The 21,354-nt window shown below is 71.9% G+C and carries 18 protein-coding genes and 1 tRNA gene; 8 read left to right on the forward strand and 11 right to left on the reverse strand.

Features of this window, described 5'->3' with window-relative positions; genetic code table 11:
- Positions 1-16 precede the first annotated feature (16 nt).
- A complete protein-coding gene (locus tag KKZ08_RS01320) occupies positions 17-1,990 on the reverse strand; it encodes an AfsR/SARP family transcriptional regulator (protein WP_223772648.1) in 1,974 nt (657 codons plus the stop codon).
- A gap of 143 nt (positions 1,991-2,133) precedes the next feature.
- On the opposite strand from KKZ08_RS01320, the gene KKZ08_RS01325 reads away from it, so the two are divergent.
- Together KKZ08_RS01325 and KKZ08_RS01330 are read left to right on the forward strand one after the other, a co-directional pair.
- Entirely contained in the window at positions 2,134-3,012 is an 879-nt protein-coding gene (locus KKZ08_RS01325) for an alpha/beta hydrolase (protein ID WP_223772649.1), read from the forward strand.
- Between the two features lie 217 nt (positions 3,013-3,229).
- Entirely contained in the window at positions 3,230-6,496 is a 3,267-nt protein-coding gene (locus KKZ08_RS01330) for an AAA family ATPase (protein ID WP_223772650.1), read from the forward strand.
- A gap of 71 nt (positions 6,497-6,567) precedes the next feature.
- On the opposite strand, the gene KKZ08_RS01335 is transcribed toward KKZ08_RS01330, so the two are convergent.
- On the reverse strand, positions 6,568-7,944 hold the full coding sequence (locus KKZ08_RS01335; RefSeq protein WP_223779367.1) for a hypothetical protein: 1,377 nt from the start codon (positions 7,942-7,944) through the stop codon (positions 6,568-6,570).
- On the opposite strand from KKZ08_RS01335, the gene KKZ08_RS01340 reads away from it, so the two are divergent.
- Positions 7,933-8,904 (forward strand): carboxylesterase family protein, encoded by a 972-nt coding sequence (locus tag KKZ08_RS01340; protein ID WP_263303324.1) that lies wholly within the window; start codon positions 7,933-7,935, stop codon positions 8,902-8,904. The genes KKZ08_RS01335 and KKZ08_RS01340 overlap by 12 nt on opposite strands.
- A gap of 14 nt (positions 8,905-8,918) precedes the next feature.
- On the opposite strand, the gene KKZ08_RS01345 is transcribed toward KKZ08_RS01340, so the two are convergent.
- The gene (locus tag KKZ08_RS01345) at positions 8,919-9,779 is read right to left on the reverse strand and encodes a class I SAM-dependent methyltransferase (protein ID WP_223772651.1); all 861 of its coding nucleotides are present in this window, start codon (positions 9,777-9,779) and stop codon (positions 8,919-8,921) included.
- Between the two features lie 62 nt (positions 9,780-9,841).
- On the opposite strand from KKZ08_RS01345, the gene KKZ08_RS01350 reads away from it, so the two are divergent.
- Together KKZ08_RS01350 and KKZ08_RS01355 are read left to right on the forward strand one after the other, a co-directional pair.
- Entirely contained in the window at positions 9,842-10,441 is a 600-nt protein-coding gene (locus tag KKZ08_RS01350) for a TetR family transcriptional regulator (protein WP_223772652.1), read from the forward strand.
- A gap of 76 nt (positions 10,442-10,517) precedes the next feature.
- A tRNA-Met gene (locus tag KKZ08_RS01355) sits at positions 10,518-10,591 on the forward strand.
- A gap of 62 nt (positions 10,592-10,653) precedes the next feature.
- On the opposite strand, the gene KKZ08_RS01360 is transcribed toward KKZ08_RS01355, so the two are convergent.
- Complete coding sequence (locus KKZ08_RS01360) at positions 10,654-12,105, reverse strand: amidase (RefSeq protein WP_223772653.1); 1,452 nt, start codon at positions 12,103-12,105, stop codon at positions 10,654-10,656.
- A 137-nt stretch (positions 12,106-12,242) separates the two neighbouring features.
- Between KKZ08_RS01360 and KKZ08_RS01365 the strand changes: the two genes are divergently transcribed.
- On the forward strand, positions 12,243-12,860 hold the full coding sequence (locus KKZ08_RS01365; RefSeq protein ID WP_223772654.1) for a TetR/AcrR family transcriptional regulator: 618 nt from the start codon (positions 12,243-12,245) through the stop codon (positions 12,858-12,860).
- A 26-nt stretch (positions 12,861-12,886) separates the two neighbouring features.
- On the opposite strand, the gene KKZ08_RS01370 is transcribed toward KKZ08_RS01365, so the two are convergent.
- The 6 genes from KKZ08_RS01370 to KKZ08_RS01395 form a co-directional block, all read right to left on the reverse strand.
- The gene (locus KKZ08_RS01370) at positions 12,887-13,390 is read right to left on the reverse strand and encodes a hypothetical protein (protein ID WP_223772655.1); all 504 of its coding nucleotides are present in this window, start codon (positions 13,388-13,390) and stop codon (positions 12,887-12,889) included.
- Positions 13,387-14,139, reverse strand: a complete 753-nt coding sequence (locus tag KKZ08_RS01375) for an alpha/beta hydrolase (RefSeq protein WP_223772656.1) — start codon at positions 14,137-14,139, stop codon at positions 13,387-13,389. Before KKZ08_RS01375 ends, KKZ08_RS01370 begins: the two co-directional genes overlap by 4 nt.
- Positions 14,140-14,272: 133 nt before the next feature.
- Complete coding sequence (locus tag KKZ08_RS01380; protein WP_223772657.1) at positions 14,273-15,523, reverse strand: wax ester/triacylglycerol synthase domain-containing protein; 1,251 nt, start codon at positions 15,521-15,523, stop codon at positions 14,273-14,275.
- Between the two features lie 23 nt (positions 15,524-15,546).
- Complete coding sequence (locus KKZ08_RS01385) at positions 15,547-16,755, reverse strand: beta-ketoacyl-[acyl-carrier-protein] synthase family protein (protein ID WP_223772658.1); 1,209 nt, start codon at positions 16,753-16,755, stop codon at positions 15,547-15,549.
- Positions 16,752-17,033, reverse strand: a complete 282-nt coding sequence (locus KKZ08_RS01390) for a phosphopantetheine-binding protein (protein ID WP_223772659.1) — start codon at positions 17,031-17,033, stop codon at positions 16,752-16,754. Before KKZ08_RS01390 ends, KKZ08_RS01385 begins: the two co-directional genes overlap by 4 nt.
- A 37-nt stretch (positions 17,034-17,070) precedes the next feature.
- Positions 17,071-18,348, reverse strand: coding sequence for a wax ester/triacylglycerol synthase domain-containing protein (locus tag KKZ08_RS01395; RefSeq protein WP_223772660.1), 1,278 nt, complete (start codon positions 18,346-18,348; stop codon positions 17,071-17,073).
- A 1,113-nt stretch (positions 18,349-19,461) separates the two neighbouring features.
- Here KKZ08_RS01395 and KKZ08_RS01400 point away from each other — a divergent pair.
- Positions 19,462-19,674 carry a hypothetical protein gene (locus KKZ08_RS01400; RefSeq protein WP_223772661.1) on the forward strand — a complete coding sequence of 71 codons (213 nt, stop codon included), beginning with the start codon at positions 19,462-19,464 and terminating at the stop codon, positions 19,672-19,674.
- Between the two features lie 15 nt (positions 19,675-19,689).
- On the opposite strand, the gene KKZ08_RS01405 is transcribed toward KKZ08_RS01400, so the two are convergent.
- A complete protein-coding gene (locus tag KKZ08_RS01405; protein WP_223772662.1) occupies positions 19,690-20,601 on the reverse strand; it encodes a glutaminase in 912 nt (303 codons plus the stop codon).
- Between the two features lie 167 nt (positions 20,602-20,768).
- Between KKZ08_RS01405 and KKZ08_RS01410 the strand changes: the two genes are divergently transcribed.
- Entirely contained in the window at positions 20,769-20,990 is a 222-nt protein-coding gene (locus KKZ08_RS01410) for a hypothetical protein (protein ID WP_223772663.1), read from the forward strand.
- The last annotated feature ends 364 nt before the right edge of the window (positions 20,991-21,354 follow it).

Raw genomic sequence — 21,354 nt, forward strand, 5'->3', positions numbered from 1 at the left:
GCGCATGCTGAGTCTGTCAAACAGCGCCGGCGGCTTCGGCCTCCGTGAGATAGCGCTCCACCGGGCCGAGGGTGAGCAGGCCGCTGGCGCCGCCCGCGTCCTCGTCCCGGGCGTCGCGCAGGGCCGTCGCGGCACGCGCGGCGGTATCGTGGTCGCCGAGGCGCGTGGCGGCATGGGCGGTGAGGCACCAGAGGGCCTCCTGGAGGTGGTCGCGCGGCGGCTCGGGCGTCGCGGCGAGGGCGGCGCGCGCCTCTTCGGGCCTGTGCTGGGCGAGGAGTACGAGCGGTGCCGCCCAGGGCAGGTGAGGCCCCCAGTCGTACTGGGGTCCGGTGGGGGCGGGCCGGTCGTGCAGCAGGCGCAGGCCGAGCAGGGCGAGCGGCAGCAGGCCGTGCCGCAGCCCCGGCATTCCCGCCGTCTTGAGGGCTTCGTCGGCGGCGCGGTAGGCCGCCGCGGCCGCCGCGGCGGTCGGTCCGCCCTCTTCGGTGCTCCGGGCGGCGGTGACGCGGGCCCGGAACCAGAGGGTGAGGACGGATACGAGGGGCGACTCGTGGACGGAGGCGATCTCCTCCGCGGCGGTCGCGTGCTCGCCGGCGGCCATGAGGTCGCCGCGAGCCGACGCGGACTGCATCTGTACGAGTCGGCCGAGGATCGCGAAGGTCGGCAGGCCGTGCCGGGTGGACAGCGTGACGAGTTCGGCCCCGATCCCGTCCCGTTCCGGTGCGAGACCGGGCCGCGAGAAGGAGTGCAGGAACACGCCGTTGAGCGCGAAGGCCAGCAGCGCGGGGTCCCCCAGCTCCCGTGCCAGGGCTTCGGCCTGACGCGCGGCCCGGCGTGCGTTCTGTGCGGCGGATCCGTATGTGTCCGCGCTGCGGCTCTCGACGGCGACGGTGGCGAGGAGCCGGGCCCTCAGGTCGGCGGGGCCGCCGGGGCCGAGCGCGGTGAGCGTGCGCTCGGCGGCCGACACGACGGCGCGGGACTGCCCGGGGTCGTCGGCCCGGCTCCAGATCGCGGGCACGTCGTAGGCGCCGATGACGCGGGCGGTCAGCGCCACGTCCCCCGTGCGTTCGGCCGCCTCGATGGCCGCGAGGCGGTTGCGCCGGGACAGGACGAGGGCGTCGCTGCCTGCGAGCGCGAGGGTGCGGGCCAGCTCCACCGTCGTGCGGGGGCCAAGCCGGACGTCGGTGCCCGGCCAGGCGCGAGGTGTCGCTTCGAGGGTCGCGGACCGGTTGAGGATGTCCGTCTCGAGGCGCTGGAGGGCGGGGCCGGGGTCGAGGCCGAGCTGTTCCACGAGCATCGTGCGGGCACGGCGGAGCGTGGCCAGCGCGTCGGCCTGGCGTCCGTCGCGGTAGAGGGCGCGGGCGAGCAGCCCCCAGGCCGGTTCGCGCCACGGGTGCTCGGCGACGTGCGCGCCCAGTTCGGCGACGAGGCCAGAACCCTGGCCTGCGTCGCCTGCGTCGCCGGATCCCTGGCCTGCGTCAAGGAGGAGGCCGGCGCGGAGTTCCACGGCTTGCAGCCGCAGTTCGTCGAGCCGGGCCCTCTCCCGCTGGGCCCATGCGGCGTCCGGTAGATCGGCGTAGGCGGGCCCGCGCCACGAGGAGAGTGCCTCACCGAGGGCGGCCGCACTCTCGGGAGAAGGGGGAGAACGGCGTGCCTCTGCCAGGGCGTCCTGGAACCGGTGGGCGTCCACGGCCGCGCGGGGCAGGCGCAGCGCATAGCCGGTGCCTTCCGTGACGAGGACGCGCGGCGGGGTCCGGGGCGGCCTGCCGGGTTCGATGGCACGGCGGAGCGCGGCGACGAACGTACGCAGTGCGCCGAGGGCGCGGGCCGGGGGCTCGGGCCACAGGTCGGCGACGAGGGTGTCCGCGGTGACCATCCTGCCCTCCGCGGCGACAAGCCGGGCGAGCACCTCGCGGTGCCGGGGGCCGCCCAGGGCGATCGGGCCGCCGTCGTCGTCGCACGCCCGTACCGCACCAAGTACATCGATCCGCATGCCCCCATCCTCGGGCATCCGGTCCGCGCCGCCCCAGCCGTACTGATCCACTGCTCATCGACGCCGCACCGTACTGATCGGCTGCTCATCCACGCCGCACACCCTGAACCCGTCAGTCACCCGGCTCGGGGAAAGGACCCCACATGACTCTCGGCATTCCCGGCTTCGACCACACCCGGTTGCCCGGCGCGGACGGCGTGGAGCTGTCCGCCGCGATCGGCGGCACCGGCAGCCCGGTCGTCCTGCTGCACGGCTTTCCCCAGACACACCTCATGTGGCGGCACGTCGCGCGACGTCTGGCCACCGAACACACGGTCATCTGCCTTGACCTGCGCGGATACGGTGCGAGCGACAAACCGGCGGCCACGGGTCCCGACGTGTACGCGAAGCGCGCCATGGCCGCCGACGTCGTGTCGCTCGCGGCGGCGCTCGGGCACGACCGCTTCGCTCTCGTCGGCCACGACCGCGGCGCCCTCGTCGCCTTCCGGGCCGGACTCGACCACCCGGAGACCGTCACGCACCTCGGCATCATGGATGTCGTACCGACGCTCGACATGTGGAACGTGCTGCACGGCGTCTCCGCCGCGGTGGGCTACCACCTCTTCCTCATGGCGCAGCCGCCCGGCCTGCCGGAGACCCTGATCACCAACAGCGCGGACGCGTTCTTCGGCTCGTTCATCGATGCCTGGGCGGGCGATCCGGCCGCGATCCCGGACCCGGTGCGCGCCGCGTACCTGCGTGCGAGCGCCGCGGCCGTGCCCTCGATCGTGGCCGACTACCGCGCCTCCGCGGGTGTCGACATCGCGCACGACCAGGCGGACCTCGATGCCGGTTCCCAGTTGGCGATGCCGGTCACGGTCGTCCAACAGGACTGGGGCGCCCAGCTCGGCTACGACGCCGCTCAGGTGTGGAAGGCGTGGGCGCCGGACCTCGACCACCGGCTCACCAGCGCGGGTCACTTCATGGCGGAGGAGGCCCCCGACGAGATCGCGGCAGCGGTCCGGGAACTCCTGGCGCGCTGACGGCAGGTCATCAGCGGTCCAACGCACACGTACGTCTCCGCGGCGTGCCGAGACCGGCCGACGCGCCGTACCGTTCACGCTTTTGGTGGAGTTGATCCGGTTTTCGAACAAGCTCGACGCTTCCGGGCGGAACGACGGCTGTTGCCGGACGCGGACGCTGCGGGGGTGGTGAGGGCATGGCCTGTGCGGCGCACGCCGGTCGGGACCGGTGCCGGCGGTGACCGTGCCGCCGTCCGAGGACGGTGCCGGGCAGCCGCTGCTCGGGCGGGACGACTTTCTGCGCTCGGTGCGCGAACAGTTGGAACGGGCCCGCGGGGGTCACGGCGGTCTGCTGCTGATCACCGGCGAGGCGGGCATCGGCAAGACGACCCTCACCGGTTGCGCGGTCCGCGAGGCGGGGCGGATGGGCATGGCCGTGCTGCGCGGGTCGTGCTGGGGCGCCGACGGCACCCCCGGGTACTGGCCGTGGACACAGGTCATACGGAGTCTGCGCAGGTCCTTGGGGGCGCAGGCGTGGGAGGCCGCGTCGGAGGCCGCCGGTGTGGTGTGGCAGGTGCTCCCTGGCGGTGGCGGCACGGCGGAGGAAGCGGGGCAGTTCGAGCTGTTCGACGCGGTCACGACCATGCTGGTCACCGCCGCGCAGCACCAGCCGGTGCTGGTCGTACTGGAAGACGTGCACTGGGCCGACACGGCGTCGGTCGCCCTCCTGGAGTTCGCGGCCCAGCACATGTCGTTGGAGCGGGTGCTGATCGTGGCGACGTACAGGCCCGTGGAGGTCGAACGGCCCGACCATCCGCTGCGCGACCGGCTCCGATCACTGGAGACCCGGGCCACGAAGCTCACTCTGACGGGACTCGGGGCCTCCCACGTCGCCGAACTGATGCGCCGTACGGTGGGGTGCGCGCCGGACGGCAGACTCGTGGGCGAGGTGCTGCGGCGGACGGGCGGCAATCCCTTCTTCGTCCAGGAGACGGCGCGCCTGTGGGCGGGCGGTCATGAAGTGAGCGGGATGTCGCCGGGCCTGCACGCCTCCCTCCAGCAGCGGTTGCGCCTGCTGGACGACGCCGTGGCGGAGTGCCTGGGTGCCGCGTCCGTGCTGGGGCGGCGGTTCCGCACCGACACGTTGGCGAGCGTGATGGCCGCATCGCCCGAAGAGGTGCGCCGGTGGCTGGCCCAGGCCGCGGACGCCCAGCTGGTGGCGCGCGAACGCTCCGGGGAGGCGCTCTTCAAGCATGACCTCGTGCGCGAGACGCTGTACGGCGGTCTGGACGCGCCGCGCGTACGCCGACTGCACGCGGCCGCCGTACGGGCGCTGCGGAGCACGGCGGTTGCGCAGGACGCGACGCTTCCGGTGGAGCTGGCCCGCCACGCCCGTCGCGCGTTCGAGGAGCTGGACCGCGACGAGGCCGTGGACCTGCTGCTCTCGGCGGCGCGTCACGCGGAGAGCCGAATGGCGCATGAGGAAGCTGCGGGTCACTACGAGCGCGCCTTGGACCGCCTCGGTGAAGAGGTCCCCGCGCGGCGGGTGCTGCTGGCCCTCCACTTCGGGACGGCGCTCCAGATGTTCGGTGAACACGAGCGTTCCTGGCGGGTGTTCGCCGACGCGGCCGCTTCGGCGAGGAGCCTCGGGGACCCGCTGCTGATGGGGCGGACCGCGCTGACCCTGTACGGCGCCGACGGACGAGGCGACACCGCGCTGCTGAAGCCGCGCGCCCTGCGCTGGGCGTACGAACAACAGGGCGCCGCCGCTTCCGACGATTCGACGCCACGATCGCCGACACCCACACCGCGTACGTCACTTGCATCGGCATCGACACCGGCGTCGACATCGGCAGCCGAACCGACGCTGTCACAGTCCTCCATGGCCCGGCGGGTGGCGGCCGCGGTGGTCGCCGGGGCCCACGCGGCGGGCGATGACGACACGTTGCACATCGGACTGTGGGCGCGGCTCCAGTCGGAGTGGGGGCCGCGGGCGGCAGGCGACCGGCGGGCGCTGGCGGGAGAACTCGTCGCGGTCTCCCGGCGGCGCGGCGACCTGTGGACGGAGCACGTGGCGATGTCGATGCGCTGGGTCGCCGCACTCGAAGCGGGCGACCCGCGGTTCATGGACGACTTCCACGCCATGGTGGCCCTGGGAGCCGCCGACGGCTCGGCCCGCCTGCGGCTGCACACCGTGATCGACCGCAGCATCGTCCACGCCCTGACCGGCAGGCTCACCGAGGCGACGGAGCTGCTCGACGCCTCGGAGTCCATGAACACCCCCGGCGCCAACTACTACCGGTACTTCGCCTCCCACCACCGCTGGAGCCTGCTCGTCCTGCGGGACAGGTTCACCGAGGCGAGGCAGCTGCTGGATACGCTGCGCGCCCAGCAGCACCCGTACGTCGACCTCGTCGAGGCCCTCACCGATGTGGAAGCCGGCGAAGGCCACGGAGTGCCCGTGCCCCGGCCGGGCGCGGGCGCCGGCGGTGACACGGTGCTCCACCGCAGCGTCACCCCGCTGTGGCTGTGCCACCAGGCCCAGGCGGCCGCCGCTTCGGGCGACCCCGCGTGGTGCGACGACGTGCGTGCCGCGCTGGCCCCGTACGCCGGCCAGTGGCTGGTCTCCCTCTTCGGGTGGGACATCAGCGGCCCGGCGGCGCTCTGGATGGGCGTCCTCGACGCCGCGCAGCAGCGGTGGGACTCCGCGGTGCGCCACCTCACCGAGGCCCGCGAGTCGGCCGACCGACTGCACGCGCTGCCGTGGTCGCTGCGGGCCCGTCTCGAACTGGCGGCCGCCCTCACGGCGCAGGGCGCTCACGACGAGGGCCACGTGGCCACGCTGCTCAGCGAGGCGGCGTCGCAGGCGCGCGAACTCGGCATGACGCATCTGCTCGCCCGGGTCGAGCACGTGGACACGCACGGCCACGGCGCAGGGCCCGGCCAGGACGGTTCGACCCCCGCGTACGAGTTCCGCCGCAACGGCGAGGTGTGGCGGCTGACGTACGGGGGTCGCACCGTGCACATGCCCGACGCGAAAGGTCTGCGTGACCTGCACTGCCTGCTGAGCCTGCCCGGCCAGGACATCGCGGCCGTGCGCCTCCTGAACCCGGACGACGACACCGTGACCACCGTGCAGGGCATGGGGGCCGACGAGGTGCTGGACGACGAGGCGCGCAGCCGCTACCGACGTCATCTGGAGCGGCTGGAGGCGGAGATCGACCGGGCGGTCGAGCAGGGGGACGACCGGCGCGCGGCCGCTTACGACCAGGAGCGCGCCGACCTGCTGGAGGAGCTGCGCCGTTACGCGGGCCTGGGAGGCCGGGCGCGCCGCCTGGGTGACTCGCGCGAGCGTGCCCGAAAGAATGTCACCGCCCGCATCCGTGACACGTTGCGCAAGCTGGACCAGCGGCACCCCGAGCTGGCGGCCCACCTGCGCCGCGCCGTCTCCACCGGGACGATGTGCCGCTACACCCCCGAGCAGGATCTGCGCTGGCGGCTGTGACAGCCCCGTCGGCCGTAGCGGACACCGGTGTGCGGTGCCCGCGACGGCCAGGTGTGCGGAAGGAGGCCGGGTCACATCGGCTGCCAGTCGTGCCAGGTGCTGCCGGGCTGGTGCTGCCAGCGGTGATGGACACCACCGGGGTTGTTCGCGAAGATCTCAAGGCGCCCGTCGCGGTTGCGCAGGGCCCGGATGAAGTAGCCCCCGCCACCGAAGCCCTGCCACGTGCGCCAGGCGCCGGAACCATTGACCTGGTAGTTGTGCTGCACGACGTCGTCATTCATGGCGAACGCCTCGATGCGCTCATCATGCGACTCCACCACCGCGAGCCGCGCACCCGCCGGGCCACCCAACGGCCGCCACTCATGCCAGTCACCACCCGGCACATTCTGCCAACGGTGATGCACACCAGTGGAGTTGGAAGCGAACACCTCCAGCCGCCCGTCACGGTTCTTCGCCACCGCCAGATGCTCACCACCCAGGCCGAAGTCCACCCACTGCCGCCACGTCCCCGACAGATCTGTCTGACACGTATGACGGAAAATGTCATCCGTCAGAGCGAACACCTCGATACGGCCGTCCGAAGCGGGAGCCACCGCGAGCCGCGCGCTCGCCGGACCACCCAACGGCCGCCAGTCATGCCACGTCCCACCCGGCGTGTTGTGCCAACGATGATGCACACCCTCAGCGTTGGACGCGAAGACCTCCAAACGACCGTCATGATTGCGCCCCACCGCCAGATGATCCCCACCACCACCAAACGCGTACCAGTCCACCCACTCCCCCGACACCTTCGCCTGATACCGGTGCACGAACGTCTCCCCGCTCATCGCGAACAGCTCCAACCGCCCGTCCGGAGCCGCCGACAACGCGATCGTCGCCGACGCGGGCCCACCAAAAGCCCGCCACCCCGACCACTCACCCCCCGGCTGATGCTGATACGTGTGATAGATCTGATCGACCGCCGCATGAAACACCTCCACGCGACCATCCGCCGACATCCCCACCACCAACCGCTGCCGCAGATCCGGCACCACGGGCCCCTTCCACCAGCTCGTCTCCCTGCGGGCACCGGCCCAGGAGAAGCTGAAGTGGATGTGGTTGGTGTGTGGGTTGGCGCCCCGGTAGGGCTGCCAGCCGGCGTCGGGGCGATTGGCCATCCAGATGCGCCGGTTCCAGATCATGTACATGATGCCGAAGCGGCGTGCGAGGGCGTGCGGGTTGCCGTGCCGGTCCGTGGCGTGCAGCCAGTTGATCAGGTCGTCGGCCAGATGCCCCTGACCCTGCACGTTCACGCCCCAGTCCCAGGCGCGGCCCTCCTTGTGTTCGCTCTGGCCTCCGCTGCCGCACGCCCTGCTGATGCCCATGTTGGTCGTACCGGGATAGGCGGCGAGCACCAGGTCACGGAAGTCGATCAGACCGGGTTCGGCGTCGCCGCCGTGGCCGCACACCTGACGTCACCCGCTTCCCGGGGGCTGTTCCACCGTGCCGTCATGGCGAGCGGCGAGGCCGTGATGGACATGCCGGCCGGCGCGATGGGGCCCGGCGTGCCGGGATATCCCTGGTACGTATGGCGGACGGGGCGGGAGATGGAGGGCGTCACCACCGAGATGACCTCGTCCCTGGGCTGCCGGGACCGCCGCCCGCAGCGCACGCTCGCCTGCCTGCGCGCCCTGCCCGTGAAGACGATCCTCAAGGTGCCGTACATCATGAACGCCTTCCAGGCCTTCGGATACGGCAACGCCACCCTGCCCGAGCTGCCGCCGACGGCCCTGCGCGCCGGCCGATTCCACCGCGTGCCCGTCCTGTCCGGCGCGACCCGCGACGAACACCGCACGTTCGTCGGGATGACGTACGACGCGGTGGGCAGAGAGTTCACCGAGGCCGACTACGCGCGGGCGCTGCACACGGCGTTCGGCAAGCGGCCGGCGAAGCGGGTGCGCGCCGAGTACCCCACGTCCGCGTACCCGTCTCCCGCGCTGGCGCGGGCCACCGTCATCACCGACCGCATGTGGGCGCGTGGCACGCACGACCAGCACGAGGCGCTGGCGCGACATGCCCCCGTATACGCCTACGAGTTCGCCGACCGAGACGCACCGATGTTCCTTCCGCTGCCCGGCGACTTCGACTTCGGTGCCTTCCACGCGGGCGACATCCCGTACCTGTTCGAGGACGAGACGGCGGAGCGGAAGTTCACCCCGGCGCAACGCCTCCTGTCGGCCACGATGAGCGGCTACTGGGCCGCCTTCGCCCGCACCGGCACACCGCGCGGCGCCGGTCTGCCCGCCTGGCCGCCTTACCGGCCGGGCCACGTGGGACGGCCGTACACGCAGTCACTGGCACCGCACCGGATCGGTCCCGTCGACTACTACCGCGAACACAACCTCGGGTTCTGGAACCGCGAGCGCTGACAGATCGGAGTGCGTTAGCGGCGGGCCGAGGGCTGATCTTCAGCGATCGTGTGGCTGGAGCGGGTCGAGGTGATCACGACGGATGTGTAGGACATGGTGACGTGGCCGCCGAGCTTGTCGATCGCGGCCCCTGCGCTGTCCAGGACCTCGGCCATTTTGTCTGGGGGGAGTTGGGTGAGGCCGCCGAAGGTGGGGAGCTGGTCGAGCCACTCTTCCCGGGAGTAGGTGCGCTCCCAGGCGAAGCGCCACTGTTCGGGCTCGCTGAAGTCGCCGGTCCGGCGGATCCCGTCGGCGATTTTCGCGAACAACGGCTGGTACGCGTCCACGGCCGAGCCTCTCAGCAGGCCGGGGTTGAACGGGGAATCGGGGGCGACCCGTTGGAGCGCTTCGGCGAGGGCGTCGATCACCTCGGCCGGGAGTTGAGGGACGTGGTGGAAGGGGGCGAGTCGGCCGCCGGGCCGGAGCACCTGGGCCGTCTTGGCCGCGCCGGCGACGGGGTCCACCCAGTGCCAGGCGGTGCCGGCGATGACCGCGTCGAACTGCCGTCCGGCCGGCTGCCAGTCCTCGAACCTGGCGACCTCGACCTCGACCCGGCTGCGTCGCGCGAAGGCGGCCATCCGCTCGTCGGGCTCGACACCGAGCACCGTGCAGCCGACCGCCTGGAATTGCCGGGCCTCGATGCCGGTCCCGGCTCCGACATCGAGGACACGTCGACCGGGGCTTGCCGCGACGATTGCGTCCACCAGGGCCTGGGGATACGGCGGTCGGGCGCGGTCGTAGCGTTCGGCGTCCACTCCGAACGACTCGGCTGTCCGCCGGTGGTGGTGGGGCTCGGGTCCGGACCCGTCCGGCTGGCCCTGCGGTAAAATGGGCATGCGCCCACCCTAATGGGCGATTGCCCACTTGTTAAGGCGGGGCGGCGCGGAAAGGGAGCACAATGCCGTCAGGGGTGCACATCCACAACGTGCGCGGCCAGTTGTTCGCAGCCGCCGAGCGCGTCCTGCTTCGGGACGGGCCCGGCGCGTTGACCAGCCGGGCGGTCACGGAGGAGGCGAACTGCGCCAAGGGTGTGCTGCACCGGCACTTCACCGACTTCGACGCCTTCCTGGCGGAGCTGGTCCTCGACCGCGTCCGCGGCATCGAGGAGCGGACCACGACGCTGCGTGCGGCCGCCGGCACCGGCAGCGTGGTGGACAACCTCGCCGACGCGCTTGAGGACCTGTTCGAGCCGGTCACGGTGGCAATCGTCGCGCTCATCACCTTCCGTGACGGCCTCCGCGCCCGGCTGCGCGAGGCCGGTCTGACCGGCATCCCGCTGGCCGTGCAAGGCGCCGCCATGATCGCCGCCTATCTCACTGCCGAGCGGGAGTCGGGGCGCCTGGCCGGTGACGCCGACATCGACACGCTCGCCCCCACTCTCGTCGGGGCCGGGCACCTGCTGTTCGCCGACCGGGCGAGCGCCCCGCCGCAGATCGCCGCCGTCCGAAAGATGGTGACCACCGTCATCGCCGGCGCCTTGCGACCAGCTCAGTCGTAGGCCGGGCCGCTGGTCGGCTGACAGATCGGAGTGGTCATTCGCAGCCGTTCACCTGACGTAGAGTGGGGTTCACCGACGCGGGGTGGAGCAGCTCGGTAGCTCGCTGGGCTCATAACCCAGAGGTCGCAGGTTCAAATCCTGTCCCCGCTACGAGAACCGGCCCCTTCCGATATGACATCGGGAGGGGCCGGAGTCGTCCGGGGCGCCCGCCCTCAGGGGCCCGTGTGGTTCCCTGCCCAGACCTTGGGGGTCCGGTCCGACCACGGGCCGGCCTGTTCGAGTTGGCCGGCGAGACGGAAGAGGCGGCTTTCGAGTCCGTAACCGGCGGCGAACTGCATGCCGACCGGCAGCCCTGTCTCGGCGTCGGCCGTCACGGGCACCGACATCGCGGGCGTGCCCGCCACATTGAACGCCACGGTGAACGGCGAGAGGTCGAAGAGACGACGAAGCCAGCCAAGGCCGTCCAGAGTCTCCGCGCCCTCGGCATGAGTGCCCAGGGGCACGGGGAGTTCCGGCAGGGTCGGCGTGAGCAGCATGTCGTGAGCGGCGAAGTACCGTGCCAGGCTGCGAGCCACCCGGTTCCGGACGGCGAGCGCGGTGACGAACTGGGCGCCGCTCACCCGCTGCCCGTAGTGGTAGCTGGCGAGAATGGGCGGCTCAAGGGTCGAGTCGTCGATGGGCCGGCCGAAGGCGGCAGCCAGTTCGTCGATCGAAGCCGTGAGATTCGCCGTCCACTGGTGGGCGCTCGCCAGGACGAACTCCTCCCAGTCGACGCCGAGGTCGGCCTTGACCTCCTCCACCTGATGGCCGAGGGATTCGAGCAGGCGCACGGTGCGGGAGAGGGCGTCGGCCACGGGCGCGGTGGTGCGGTGTCCACCCCATGCCTGGCGAAGGACACCGATCCGCAGCGTGCCCGGAGGGCGGGTGACTTCCTCCGCGTACGGCCGGGACGGCTCCTGTGCGAAGTAGGGGTCGCCCGGTTCCGGGCCGCGGACCTGGTCGAGCAGTGCCGCGCTGTCGCGTACCGTCCGGCTGACGCTGCCCTGCACGGCGAGACCGTTGAAGACCTCGTCGAAGGAGGGGCCCGCGGAGACCCGGCCACGGGTCGGCTTCAACCCGAAGAGGCCATTGCAGGCCGCGGGGATGCGGATCGAGCCAGCGGCGTCGGTGGCGTGTGCGATCGGCACCACCCCGGCGGCGACGGCCGCGCCCGCGCCCCCGCTGGATCCGCCCGCGCTGCGCGCCGGGTCCCACGGGTTGCGGGTCGCGCCGTACAGCACGGGTTCCGTCGTGTTGCTGTAGGCCATCTCCGGTGTCGACGTACGTCCGAACGTCACGAGGCCTGCGCGGCGGAAGCGCAGCATCAGGGAGGAGTCGGCGGCGACGACGTTGCCTGCCGCGAGACGGCTGCCCAGCTCCATCCGCCTCCCGGCCATGGAGACCCCGATGTCCTTGATCAGGAAAGGGACCCCGGCCAGCGGTGAGCTGCCGGGTATGGGTTCGTCGTCGGCCGGCCAGGTCTCGACGATGGCGTTGATCTGCGGGTTGACCGCCCGCGCGGCCTCGCGTGCGGCGGCCTCCAGTTCGGCGGGGGTCACTTCGCCCCGGGCCACCAGCTCGGCGAGTCCGACCGCGTCGAAGCTCACGTACTCGGTGATTCTCACTGTCACTCCCAGAAGGGAAGGTCGATACCGTTGAGTCCCTGACGATACCGATCGGTACCGAATGGGTCTGGCTGGTACCGTAACAGGCGATGGCCGGCAGGAGCCGCCCACGACGGAACGGACGTCACGGAGCAGTCATGGCATCGACCACCAGCAGGCCGGGCAGGGTGGCGAAACTGCCGCCTCGTGAGCGCATCCTCGACGCGGCGGAAGAGCTCTTCCAGAGCGAGGGCATCCGGCGGGTGGGCGTCCAGGCGATCGCCGAGAAGGCCGAGACCACCAAGATGGCGATCTACCGGCACTTCGAGACCAAGGACGCGCTGGTCGCGGAGTGGTTGCGGATCCTCGCCGCCGATTACCAGGCCGCCTTCGACCGGGTCGAGGCCGACCATCCCGGCCGGCCCAGGGAACAGATCCTCGGCCTGGCCCGCTTCATCGCCGAGGGACTGCCGACCATCTCGCACCGGGGCTGTCCGTTCATCAACTCCCTCGCCGAACTGCCCGACCGCTCCCATCCCGCACGGCAAGTGATCGAGAAGCACAAGGCCGAGCAGACCCGCAGACTCGTGGGCATGTGCGCCGAGGCAGGCCTGCCCGATCCCGAACAGGCCACGGCCGAGATCACCTTCGTACTCGAAGGCGCGCAGGTCAGCACGCAGAACGGAAGCATCGATCAGGTGCCGGATCGGCTGATGAGAATCGTCGCGGGGATCCTGGACCGGCGCCGCCCGGCCCCCGACGCGCCGGTCACCTGACCACCGGGCGACCGGGCTTCACCGGCTCAGCTCTCACCCCGGTCCCTCCTGGAGGCGCGCCGCCCCCGCGTCATCGCCAGCACACTGCCCGCGACGGCGATCACGGCGATGGCCAGGGCGATACTGACGCCGCCCTCGGTGTCCCAGTACACGTCTTCCAGACTGATCAGCAGCGCGGCCTCGTCGACGATGAGGGCGAGGCCCACCCCGTAGGCGAGCCCCATCCAGGCGCGTGCCCCCGCCGAACGCTCCGCGAGGCCCGCCGCGCCCACCGCCGCGAGCAGCAGGATGCCCCACACGTAGTGGTGGATGTGCAGTCCACCGGCCTGGACGTCGCCCACCCCGGCCACATCGATGTGGATGAGCCAGGTGAGCAGCCGCATCCCGCCGAAGGTGAGCGCGAATCCCCACCAGGCCAGCACGAAGCCGCGGCGCTTCGGGGAGATGCCGGGCAGCAGGCGCAGCCAGGGCGACGGTCGTTCCGTGTGCCGGGGCGGCCGTGAGGAGTCGGTCGTACTCGGCCGCTTCATGACAGCTCTCCCTCCGTGAACTTTTCGATGAGCGCCGCCATGGCGTCCGGCGCGCTGTAGTGGGCCGCATGGGCCGCGCCTGGCATCTCGGCCGTTCGTCCGTCGCCGACGACCCGCGCCACGTGCCGGATCCAGGCGGCGGAGGCGATGGTGTCACCCGATCCGCGTACGACGAGCGTCGGCGCGTGGACCCGGGCCAGGTTCCCCTCGAACGACTCGGCCGCGTCGCGCAGGGCGCTGCGGAAGGACGCGGCGCAGCGCGGCAGCCCGGTCACCAGATAGTCCGCCGCGGCCAGCGGGAGCAGCGAGAAGGGCTCCCGGGGCACGTCCGCGAGAAGCCGGCCGAACTGGCGCGGGCCGGATGTCCTCGGTTCGAGGGCCGGGCCGACCAGGACCATCCGGCTCACCAGGTCCGGGTGGCGGGCGGTGAGCGCCGCGGTCACCTGGCAGCCGACCGAGTTGGCCACGAGGCAGCTCGGCCCCAGGGACAGCTGCCGGTGCCAGTGCGCCAAGGCGTCAGCGACCTGCCCTACGTCGAGTGCGCGGCGCGCGGCGGCGCGGGATCGCGCGTTGCCCGGCAGGTCGGGTACCAGGACGGTCGTGCCGCTCGCGGCCAGCCGGCGCGCCAGGGGCACGAGGTACCGCCCCGAGAGTCCGAGCCCGTGTACGAGTACGGCGTTCGGGGCGCCGTCACGCGGCGGCGCCCCGAACCCGCGGGTGAAAATCCCGGTGTCTGTCCTCTGCTCCACTCCCCCACCTTCACCCGTACCGCCCCGTGTGCGCCGCACCGCGGAACGCGTCGGCGTGGTCGGCTCCGTGTGAGCGCAGCGAAGGAGGACGCTTCGCCCAGCCGCTCGCGAAAGGCCGTTCCAGCCGAGCGCGCTAACCGGCGGACGTGCCGGATGCCGCGACCGCCTTGAGGTCCTGGGCCACGGCCTCGCCGAGCATCCAGGCGTCCCCCGGCCCCAGGTGACTCACGACGGTGAGAGTGTAGGCGTCGGCGGTGTGGACGAGGCAGAGGTTCGCCGTGCCCTGCGGGGCGAGTTGGGGCATCGGTACGACGCGCGCCAAGGGACTGCCGAGGAAGTGGCTGGGGCTGCCCCGCCACTTGAAGGCGGTGCACAGACTCGTGGTCGCCTCGGGACGGGCCAGGTTCCTGGCCATCACCCCCGCCAGCCACGGCACGGCGTGGGCGATGGCCTTGAGCGCGGGAAGGATCGCGCGGTGGGCGTCGCTGCGGTGGTGGAACGCCGCGACCAGGTCCTGGCACACCTTCAGTCGGGTGACCGGGGACTCGCTGTCGATGGGCAGCGGGATGCGCAGCGCGGTCACTCCGTTGCCGAGCCGCTGGGCGTCGGCGCGGGTCCGCAGGTCGACCGGCACGGTGGCATAGAAGGGGGCCGGTCCCGCGGGCCAGGAGGGCAGCGGGCCGTAGCAGGCGCGGAGGGCACCGGCGTACGAGCCGAGCAGCAGTTCGTTGAGCGTCGCCCCGCGTCCGTCGGCCGGCCGGCGGCGAGCGGCACGCATCACCTCCGGGTCCAGTTCGACCACGGCCACCGACGGCCGCGCTCCACTGTGAGGCACCGCGGGGAGGCGCCGACCCTGGGCCCCGATGCGGCGCAGCTCCCTGCCGATGCCGCCGGGGCGCAGGCCCGGGCGCTGTCGGGCGATCGCGGGCGGGTGTGCCGCGGCCGGTCCGGAAGGAGGTGTCGGTACGGCGTCGTCCATCAGCAGCCGGAGGAGGGTCTCCAGGGAGCGGCCGTCCAGCAGCGCGTGATGGGCGAGCAGTACGAGGGCGTGCGGTGTGACAAGGAGTCGCCAGGGAGGCCGTCCGGGCGGCAGCGGGTGACCGACGCCGTCGGCGAACACGGATTCCAGTTCCTGGTCCGTGGCGGTGACGTGCGCGGCGGGGTCGAACGCCCGGCATGCTGCCCACCGGTGGCCGAACAGTGCCGTGGGCCCGGTGGGAGCCTCGACGACCAACTTCATCCGGTCGAGCCCGCCCCACCGGTCATGGACACGGGAGCGCACCCCCGCCAGGTCGAACCGCGCTCCGGGAAACACCCCGGCGATGCCGATCGTCCCCGGCAGCCCATTGCGCAGGTGCCCCTCTTCGACGGCCGTCAGTCTCATGCTCCGCAGCCTCCTTCAGGTACTCAGTCGTGGGATGAGTCGAACACGACGCAGGCGTTGTGGCCGCCGAAGGCGAAGCTGTTGCTGATCACCGGCCCGTTCGAGATCTTGCGTGGTTCGGTGGTGACGACGTCGATGTCGCACCGGGGGTCCAGCTGGGTGAGGGACGCGGTCGGCGGCGCGAGTCCTTCCCGTACGGACAAGGCCGCGATCACGGCTTCCAGTGCCCCAGCCGCCCCCAGGGCGTGCCCGATCACCGACTTCGGAGCGGTGACCGGCACCGCGCCGGGGCCGAACAGGGCGGCGATGGCCCGCGCCTCCGCCAGGTCGTTCAGCTCGGTGCCGGTACCGTGCGCGTCGACGTGGGTGACGGCGTGCGCCGTCGTACCGGCGTCGGCGAGCGCCTGATCCATGCACGCCCGGGCGCCCTCGCCGTCGGGGTGCGGTGCCGTGAGGTGGTGGGCGTCGGAGTTGCGCCCGTAGCCGGTCAGTGTGGCGTGGATCCGGGCGCCCCGCGCCCGGGCGAGGTCCAGCCGCTCGATGACCAGGAACGCGGCCCCTTCGGCGAGGACGAATCCGTGCCGTGCGGCGTCGAACGGCCGTGACGCGGCGCCGGACTCGTCGAAGTCGGTGGCCATCGCGCCGGACCGCCCGAAGGCGAGTGCCGTCGTGGGGGTCAGGGGGCTCTCGTGTCCTCCCGCCACCACCACGTCCGCACACCCGGACCGGATCATCTGCAGCGCCTCGCCCACCGCGTGGGTGCCGGCCGCGCAGGCGGTGGAGACCGTCAGGCTGGGGCCCGTGATACCGAGCCGGGCGCCGACCCAGTACGCGCCCGCGTTGTTCATCAGCCGGGGCACATAGAGCACGTCGGGATGTCCGATGCCGTTCTCCTGGCTGACCAGCCCTCCGTAGGCAGTGCCGGTGATCACCGCCCGCCGCGCGGGCGGGACTTGGAGCCCCCCGGCGTCCTCCACGGCGTCCATGGCCGCGCACACCGCCAGCTGCGCCGACCGGTCGGCCCGCCGCACCTCCTTGGGCGAGAGGTAGCCGGTCGGGTCGAATTCGGTCATGACGGACGCCGGGCCCACGACGGTGCCCTCGTCGTCGAAGGCGTGCGGCGAGATCGCGGGGCGGCGCGCGATCAGGCTCTCCCACAGCGCCGCCGGAGTCGCCCCGGCGGCGCAGCGGACGCCCAGTCCTGTGACGGCGACGGCCGGTCGGCCGCTCATCGGGCGAGAGGGCTGTGGGCTTCGTGGGCGCGCAGCCGCACGATGAGGTCGGCGACGTCACCCGCGGTGGACACCCCGGACTTGTCGGCGCCTTTGAGGGAGACGCCGAATACGTCCTCGGACGCCGCTTCCAGTTCGGTGATGTCGAGGCTGTCGGCACCCAGGTCGGCAACGAGCCGGGCCTGCGGCACAACAACCTCCGGCGGCACCGACATCACCCGCGCGCAGAGCGGGCGCAGCGTCTCCCATACGTCTGCGTCGCCGTGTTCCACATCCATGCAACTGCCTCCATCTCCTGGTGCTGTCAGGGCCGGCTCAGAGTGACGGCGTCGCCGTCCGAGCCCATGTCTCGAATTCCGTGAGGACCGCGTCGGCGAGCCGTCTCGCGTCGTCCGGGCGGGCGTTGCCCACCGCGGTGAGCGTGAACGCGTCCCCCGCCTGGGCCAGGGCGAAGCTGACGGTGCCCGGATACCGCAAGGGCGGTAGCCCCACGGTGCGCACGAGTCGGCGTCCCTCGAACGTGCTCGCCCCGCCGGGCCACTTCATGGCTGTGGTCGCGGCCGCCGCGAAGCATGAGCGGCGGCCGCGGCCTGCCAGGAGCCTGGTCACCCACGGCCCTGTCCGCCGAACCGCTTCCGCCGCGGGGAACAGCACACCGGCGTGGACGGCGGCCCGCTCGGGGACCGTGGCCATCGCGGCCTGGCACGCCCGCAGCCGTGCCACGGGGCCTTCCACCCCGACGGGCAACGGAACCCGGACCGCCGTGAGGGTGTTGCCGAGTTCCCTCGGGTTCGCCCGGGTACGCAGGTCGCACGGGACGGCCGTGTACACCGGTTCCGCCCGCTGCCGCCACCCCGGCACCGGCCCGTACTCTGCACGCAGTGCCCCGGCCACCGCACCGACCAGCAGTTCGTTCAGGGTGGCGCCGCGGCCGTCGGGGGGCTGGCGGCGGGCGGACCGCACTGTCTGCGCGGGCAGTTCACACACCGCGATCGAGGAGTACGTCTCCCGGGGCGACCGCATCGGGAGGGCCTGCCCGGCGGCCGCCATCACCCTGAGCTCCCTGCCCGCCGCGCGCAGCCCGGTACGGGTGAGCGGCGCCGGTCGCGCCGGCACCCTCGTCGTCGCGGGGCTGTCCATGAGCGAGCGCATCAGCGTCGCCAGGGAACGTCCGTCGAGCAGCTCGTGCTGTGCCACGAGCGCCAGGGCGAAACCGCCGCCGTGCGCCGCGTCCGGAACCACGAAGAGCCGCCAGGGCGGGACCTCGCCGTCGAGCGGCCGGTCCACGCTCTCCGCCCACAGGTCGTCCAACTTGCTCCGGGCGACGGTCACATGGACGGCGGGGTCGAACGGCCCCGGCACGGTCCACCGCGGGCGGCCACGGCGTGCGAACAGTCTTCCGCGCCGCGTCCCGGCGTCGCCCGGCGCGCGGTCGAGCACGCAGTTCATCCGCTCCAGGCCGGTCCATCTCTCGGCGACGCGCGCCCGCACCTGTTCCACGTCGGGCCGCTCACCGGAGAAGACCACCGCCAGCCCGATGACGCCCGGGCATCCGTTGAGCAACAACATCTCGTCGGCACAGGACAGTCTCATGCGAGAGGTCGCCCTCCTTCCAGGTAACGAGAGCACCCTACACGCACCGTTACCGAACTTATCCATGGAGTAACTTCCCCGGCGGTACGGCAGTTGAGCAGGGCTGCCGTCAACGACGGCGCCAGGCCCCGGACCCCCAGGTGTCGCGGTTGGCTCAGAACGTGCGTTCGGCGAGTGGCCCGCCCTGATCGTCGGCGCCCCGCGTGATGACGTAGGCCGCACCTCGCGCCCCAGCCGCTATTCTCACAATTCGTCCGTTCTGACGGAGGGTTGAGATGAGCAGGGGGCAGAGCGACAAACCGCTGGAGTGCCGGGCGGGGCATGCCATGTCGACCGAGGCCGGTATCGACGTCCAGCAGGAGCTGGAGGACCGGATCCACGAGTTCCGGACCAGCGCGCCGCCCATGCCGGTCGTCGTCTTGCATGCCGAGGACGACGCGGCCGACGGTGACGTGTTCGCTCAACTCGGGCTGATCGCCCGGCAGTTGTGTACGCCCGGCAGTGATCAGTCCGCGCTCGTCCTGGCGCGGAAGCAGCCCGACAAGGGAAAGGGAACGGGGACGGAGAAGGAGAGGGAGGGGCGTACGGACGCCTACACGCAGGCGCAGGCCACGTTCGGGGGGCGGATGCTGGCGCGAGAGGGTTTCACCATGCAGGACCTCCTCGCGTACGACGTGCCGAACGGCACCCCGCAGATGGGCGAGCAGGCCGAAACCATCTGCAAACGCAAGGACGTTCCCACGGTCATCTACTTCGCGGGGCGTGTCGAGGATCTCCGGTCCCTGAGGAGCGAGCTGGGCGAGGAGAAGGGCTGCAAGGAGGACATGACGATCCTCACCGGGGACGACCTCTCCAAGGCGCGGTTCCCTCCCGACAAGGAGCGGGTGGGTCCCAACGTGACGCTGTACCACGTGACCCTGGCGAAGATGAGCGGTCCGGGGGGGCACGGACTTCTGCGCGGACGCCCAGAAGGCTTTCCCCGAGTCCTTCCCCGGCAGGATCGGCCCGGACAGTCCCCGACTCGCCAGCGGACAGGCGGCCCTCTCGCACGACGCGACCAAGGCGCTGCACACCGCGGCAGGCAAAGCCCCGCGCAACCGCGCGGCGACCTGGGTGAATCTGCGCAACGTCAGCGTGAAGTCGCTGGCCACGGGCACCATCGACGTCACCAGGGCCCCGCTGTACGAGGCACGCGCGGGGCACAGCATCGCGCTGGTGGAGGTCCGGCGCGAGGAGGGCGGCGACACGTACCGCTCCCCGGAGGTGTGCAGCCGCAGGGCGGGCGACACCGCACGGCTCACGGAGGAGAAGTGCCGGATCCGATGACCGGCGGGACGCCGGCTAGAACACCGACCAGCCCGTCACCGTGGTGAAGTGGTCGAGTGCCGCCACGCCCGCCACGGAGTTGCCGTACGTGTCCAGGCCCGGGCTCCAGACGCACAGGGTGCAGCGGCCCGGGATCACCGCGACGATGCCGCCGCCGACGCCGCTCTTGCCCGGCAGGCCGACGCGGTAGGCGAAGCTGCCCGCCGCGTCGTACGTACCGCAGGTGAGCATGACCGCGTTGACCTGCTTCGCCTCGCGCGCGGGCAGCAGGCGCGTGCCGTCGCGGCGCAGCCCGTGCCGGGCCAGGAAGGCCGCCGCGCGGGCGAGGTCGCGGCAGCTCATCCGGATCGCGCACTGCCGGAAGTAGTGCTCAAGGACCGTGGTCACGGGATTGTCGAGGTTGCCGTAGCTCGCCATGAAGTGCGCGAGAGCCGCGTTGCGGTCGCCGTGCTCGGCCTCGGAGGCCGCCACCACCGGATCGAAGGCGACATGCGGGTTGCCGCTCTCCGCGCGCAGGAACTCCAGCATCGTCGTGCCGGCGTCTCCGGTGAGGCTCTGCAGCCGGTCGGTGACGACCAGGGCGCCGGCGTTGATGAAGGGGTTGCGCGGGATGCCGTTCTCGTACTCGAGCTGGACCAGCGAGTTGAAGGGGTTGCCGGACGGCTCCGTGCCGACCCGGTCCCAGATCCGCTCGCCGCCCTCCGCGAGGACGAGGGCGAGGCTGAAGGCCTTCGAGATGGACTGGACGGAGAACGGCTCCTCCCAGTCGCCCACCCCGTGCACCTCGCCGTTGACGTCGGCGACCGCCATGCCGAAGCGCTCGGCGTCCACGTCCGCGAGCGCCGGGATGTACTGGGCCACCTGGCCGCGGCCCACCAGCGGCCGGGCGAAGGCGGCGACTTCTTCGAGAACGGCCTGGTAGTCCACAACCTGTACTTTCTGCCTCTGCGACGCGGCCGTTTCGACCGGAAAAGCCGCAGGTTACGGGGCTATGTCGGCGGCCGCGGCCACAGGATAGCGCCTCGGGCAGCCAGGGTGATCGGCGCCTCGTCATGCGCGGCCGCGGGTGCCGTCACCGGCCTTACGATCTGTCCGTGATCGAGACACCGAGGCATTGGACCGTGCGGCACTTCTCTCAGGCCAACCCCGCCGGCCCGGGCTGCGACAGCGTTCCCGCCCTCTTGCGGCGGCTGGCCGATGCCATCGAGGCGTTGGGGCCCGCCGAGGTCAAGGACGTGGTGATCGAGTCGGAGACGACCGAGCACGGCCCCTGGTGGTCCGGGACCGTCTACTTCCACCTGCCGGAAGACGGCTAGGCGCAGCTCCCGCGCTCTCGGCCGCGGTTCGGCCCGGCGGGACGCGCCCTGCGTGCGTCCCTCTCACAGGCGCTGAATCACCGTCGGAGCGCCCCTCATGAGTCGGATGACGAGTCGAACTCCTCTACCACCGAGCCATGTTCGAGGGGGCGAGATCACGACGAACTCGCCACCGGAGCGCGCTGTTCCACCTCCCCGGCTTTCACGCTCCCCGACATCGCTAGCATGGCGTGATGTGTGGTCCGGAAGATCGACGTCCTCTTGGCGTTCCTCTCCGGTCCTGCGACCGACGCGCAGTCGGTCGGCCCGTTGTTCTCCTGCACTCAAGGACCGAGGGACCGCTGAATGTCAGTGCCTGCTCCTC

The sequence above is a fragment of the Streptomyces sp. 135 genome (assembly GCF_020026305.1).
In the GTDB taxonomy this organism is placed as follows: Bacteria; Actinomycetota; Actinomycetes; order Streptomycetales; family Streptomycetaceae; genus Streptomyces.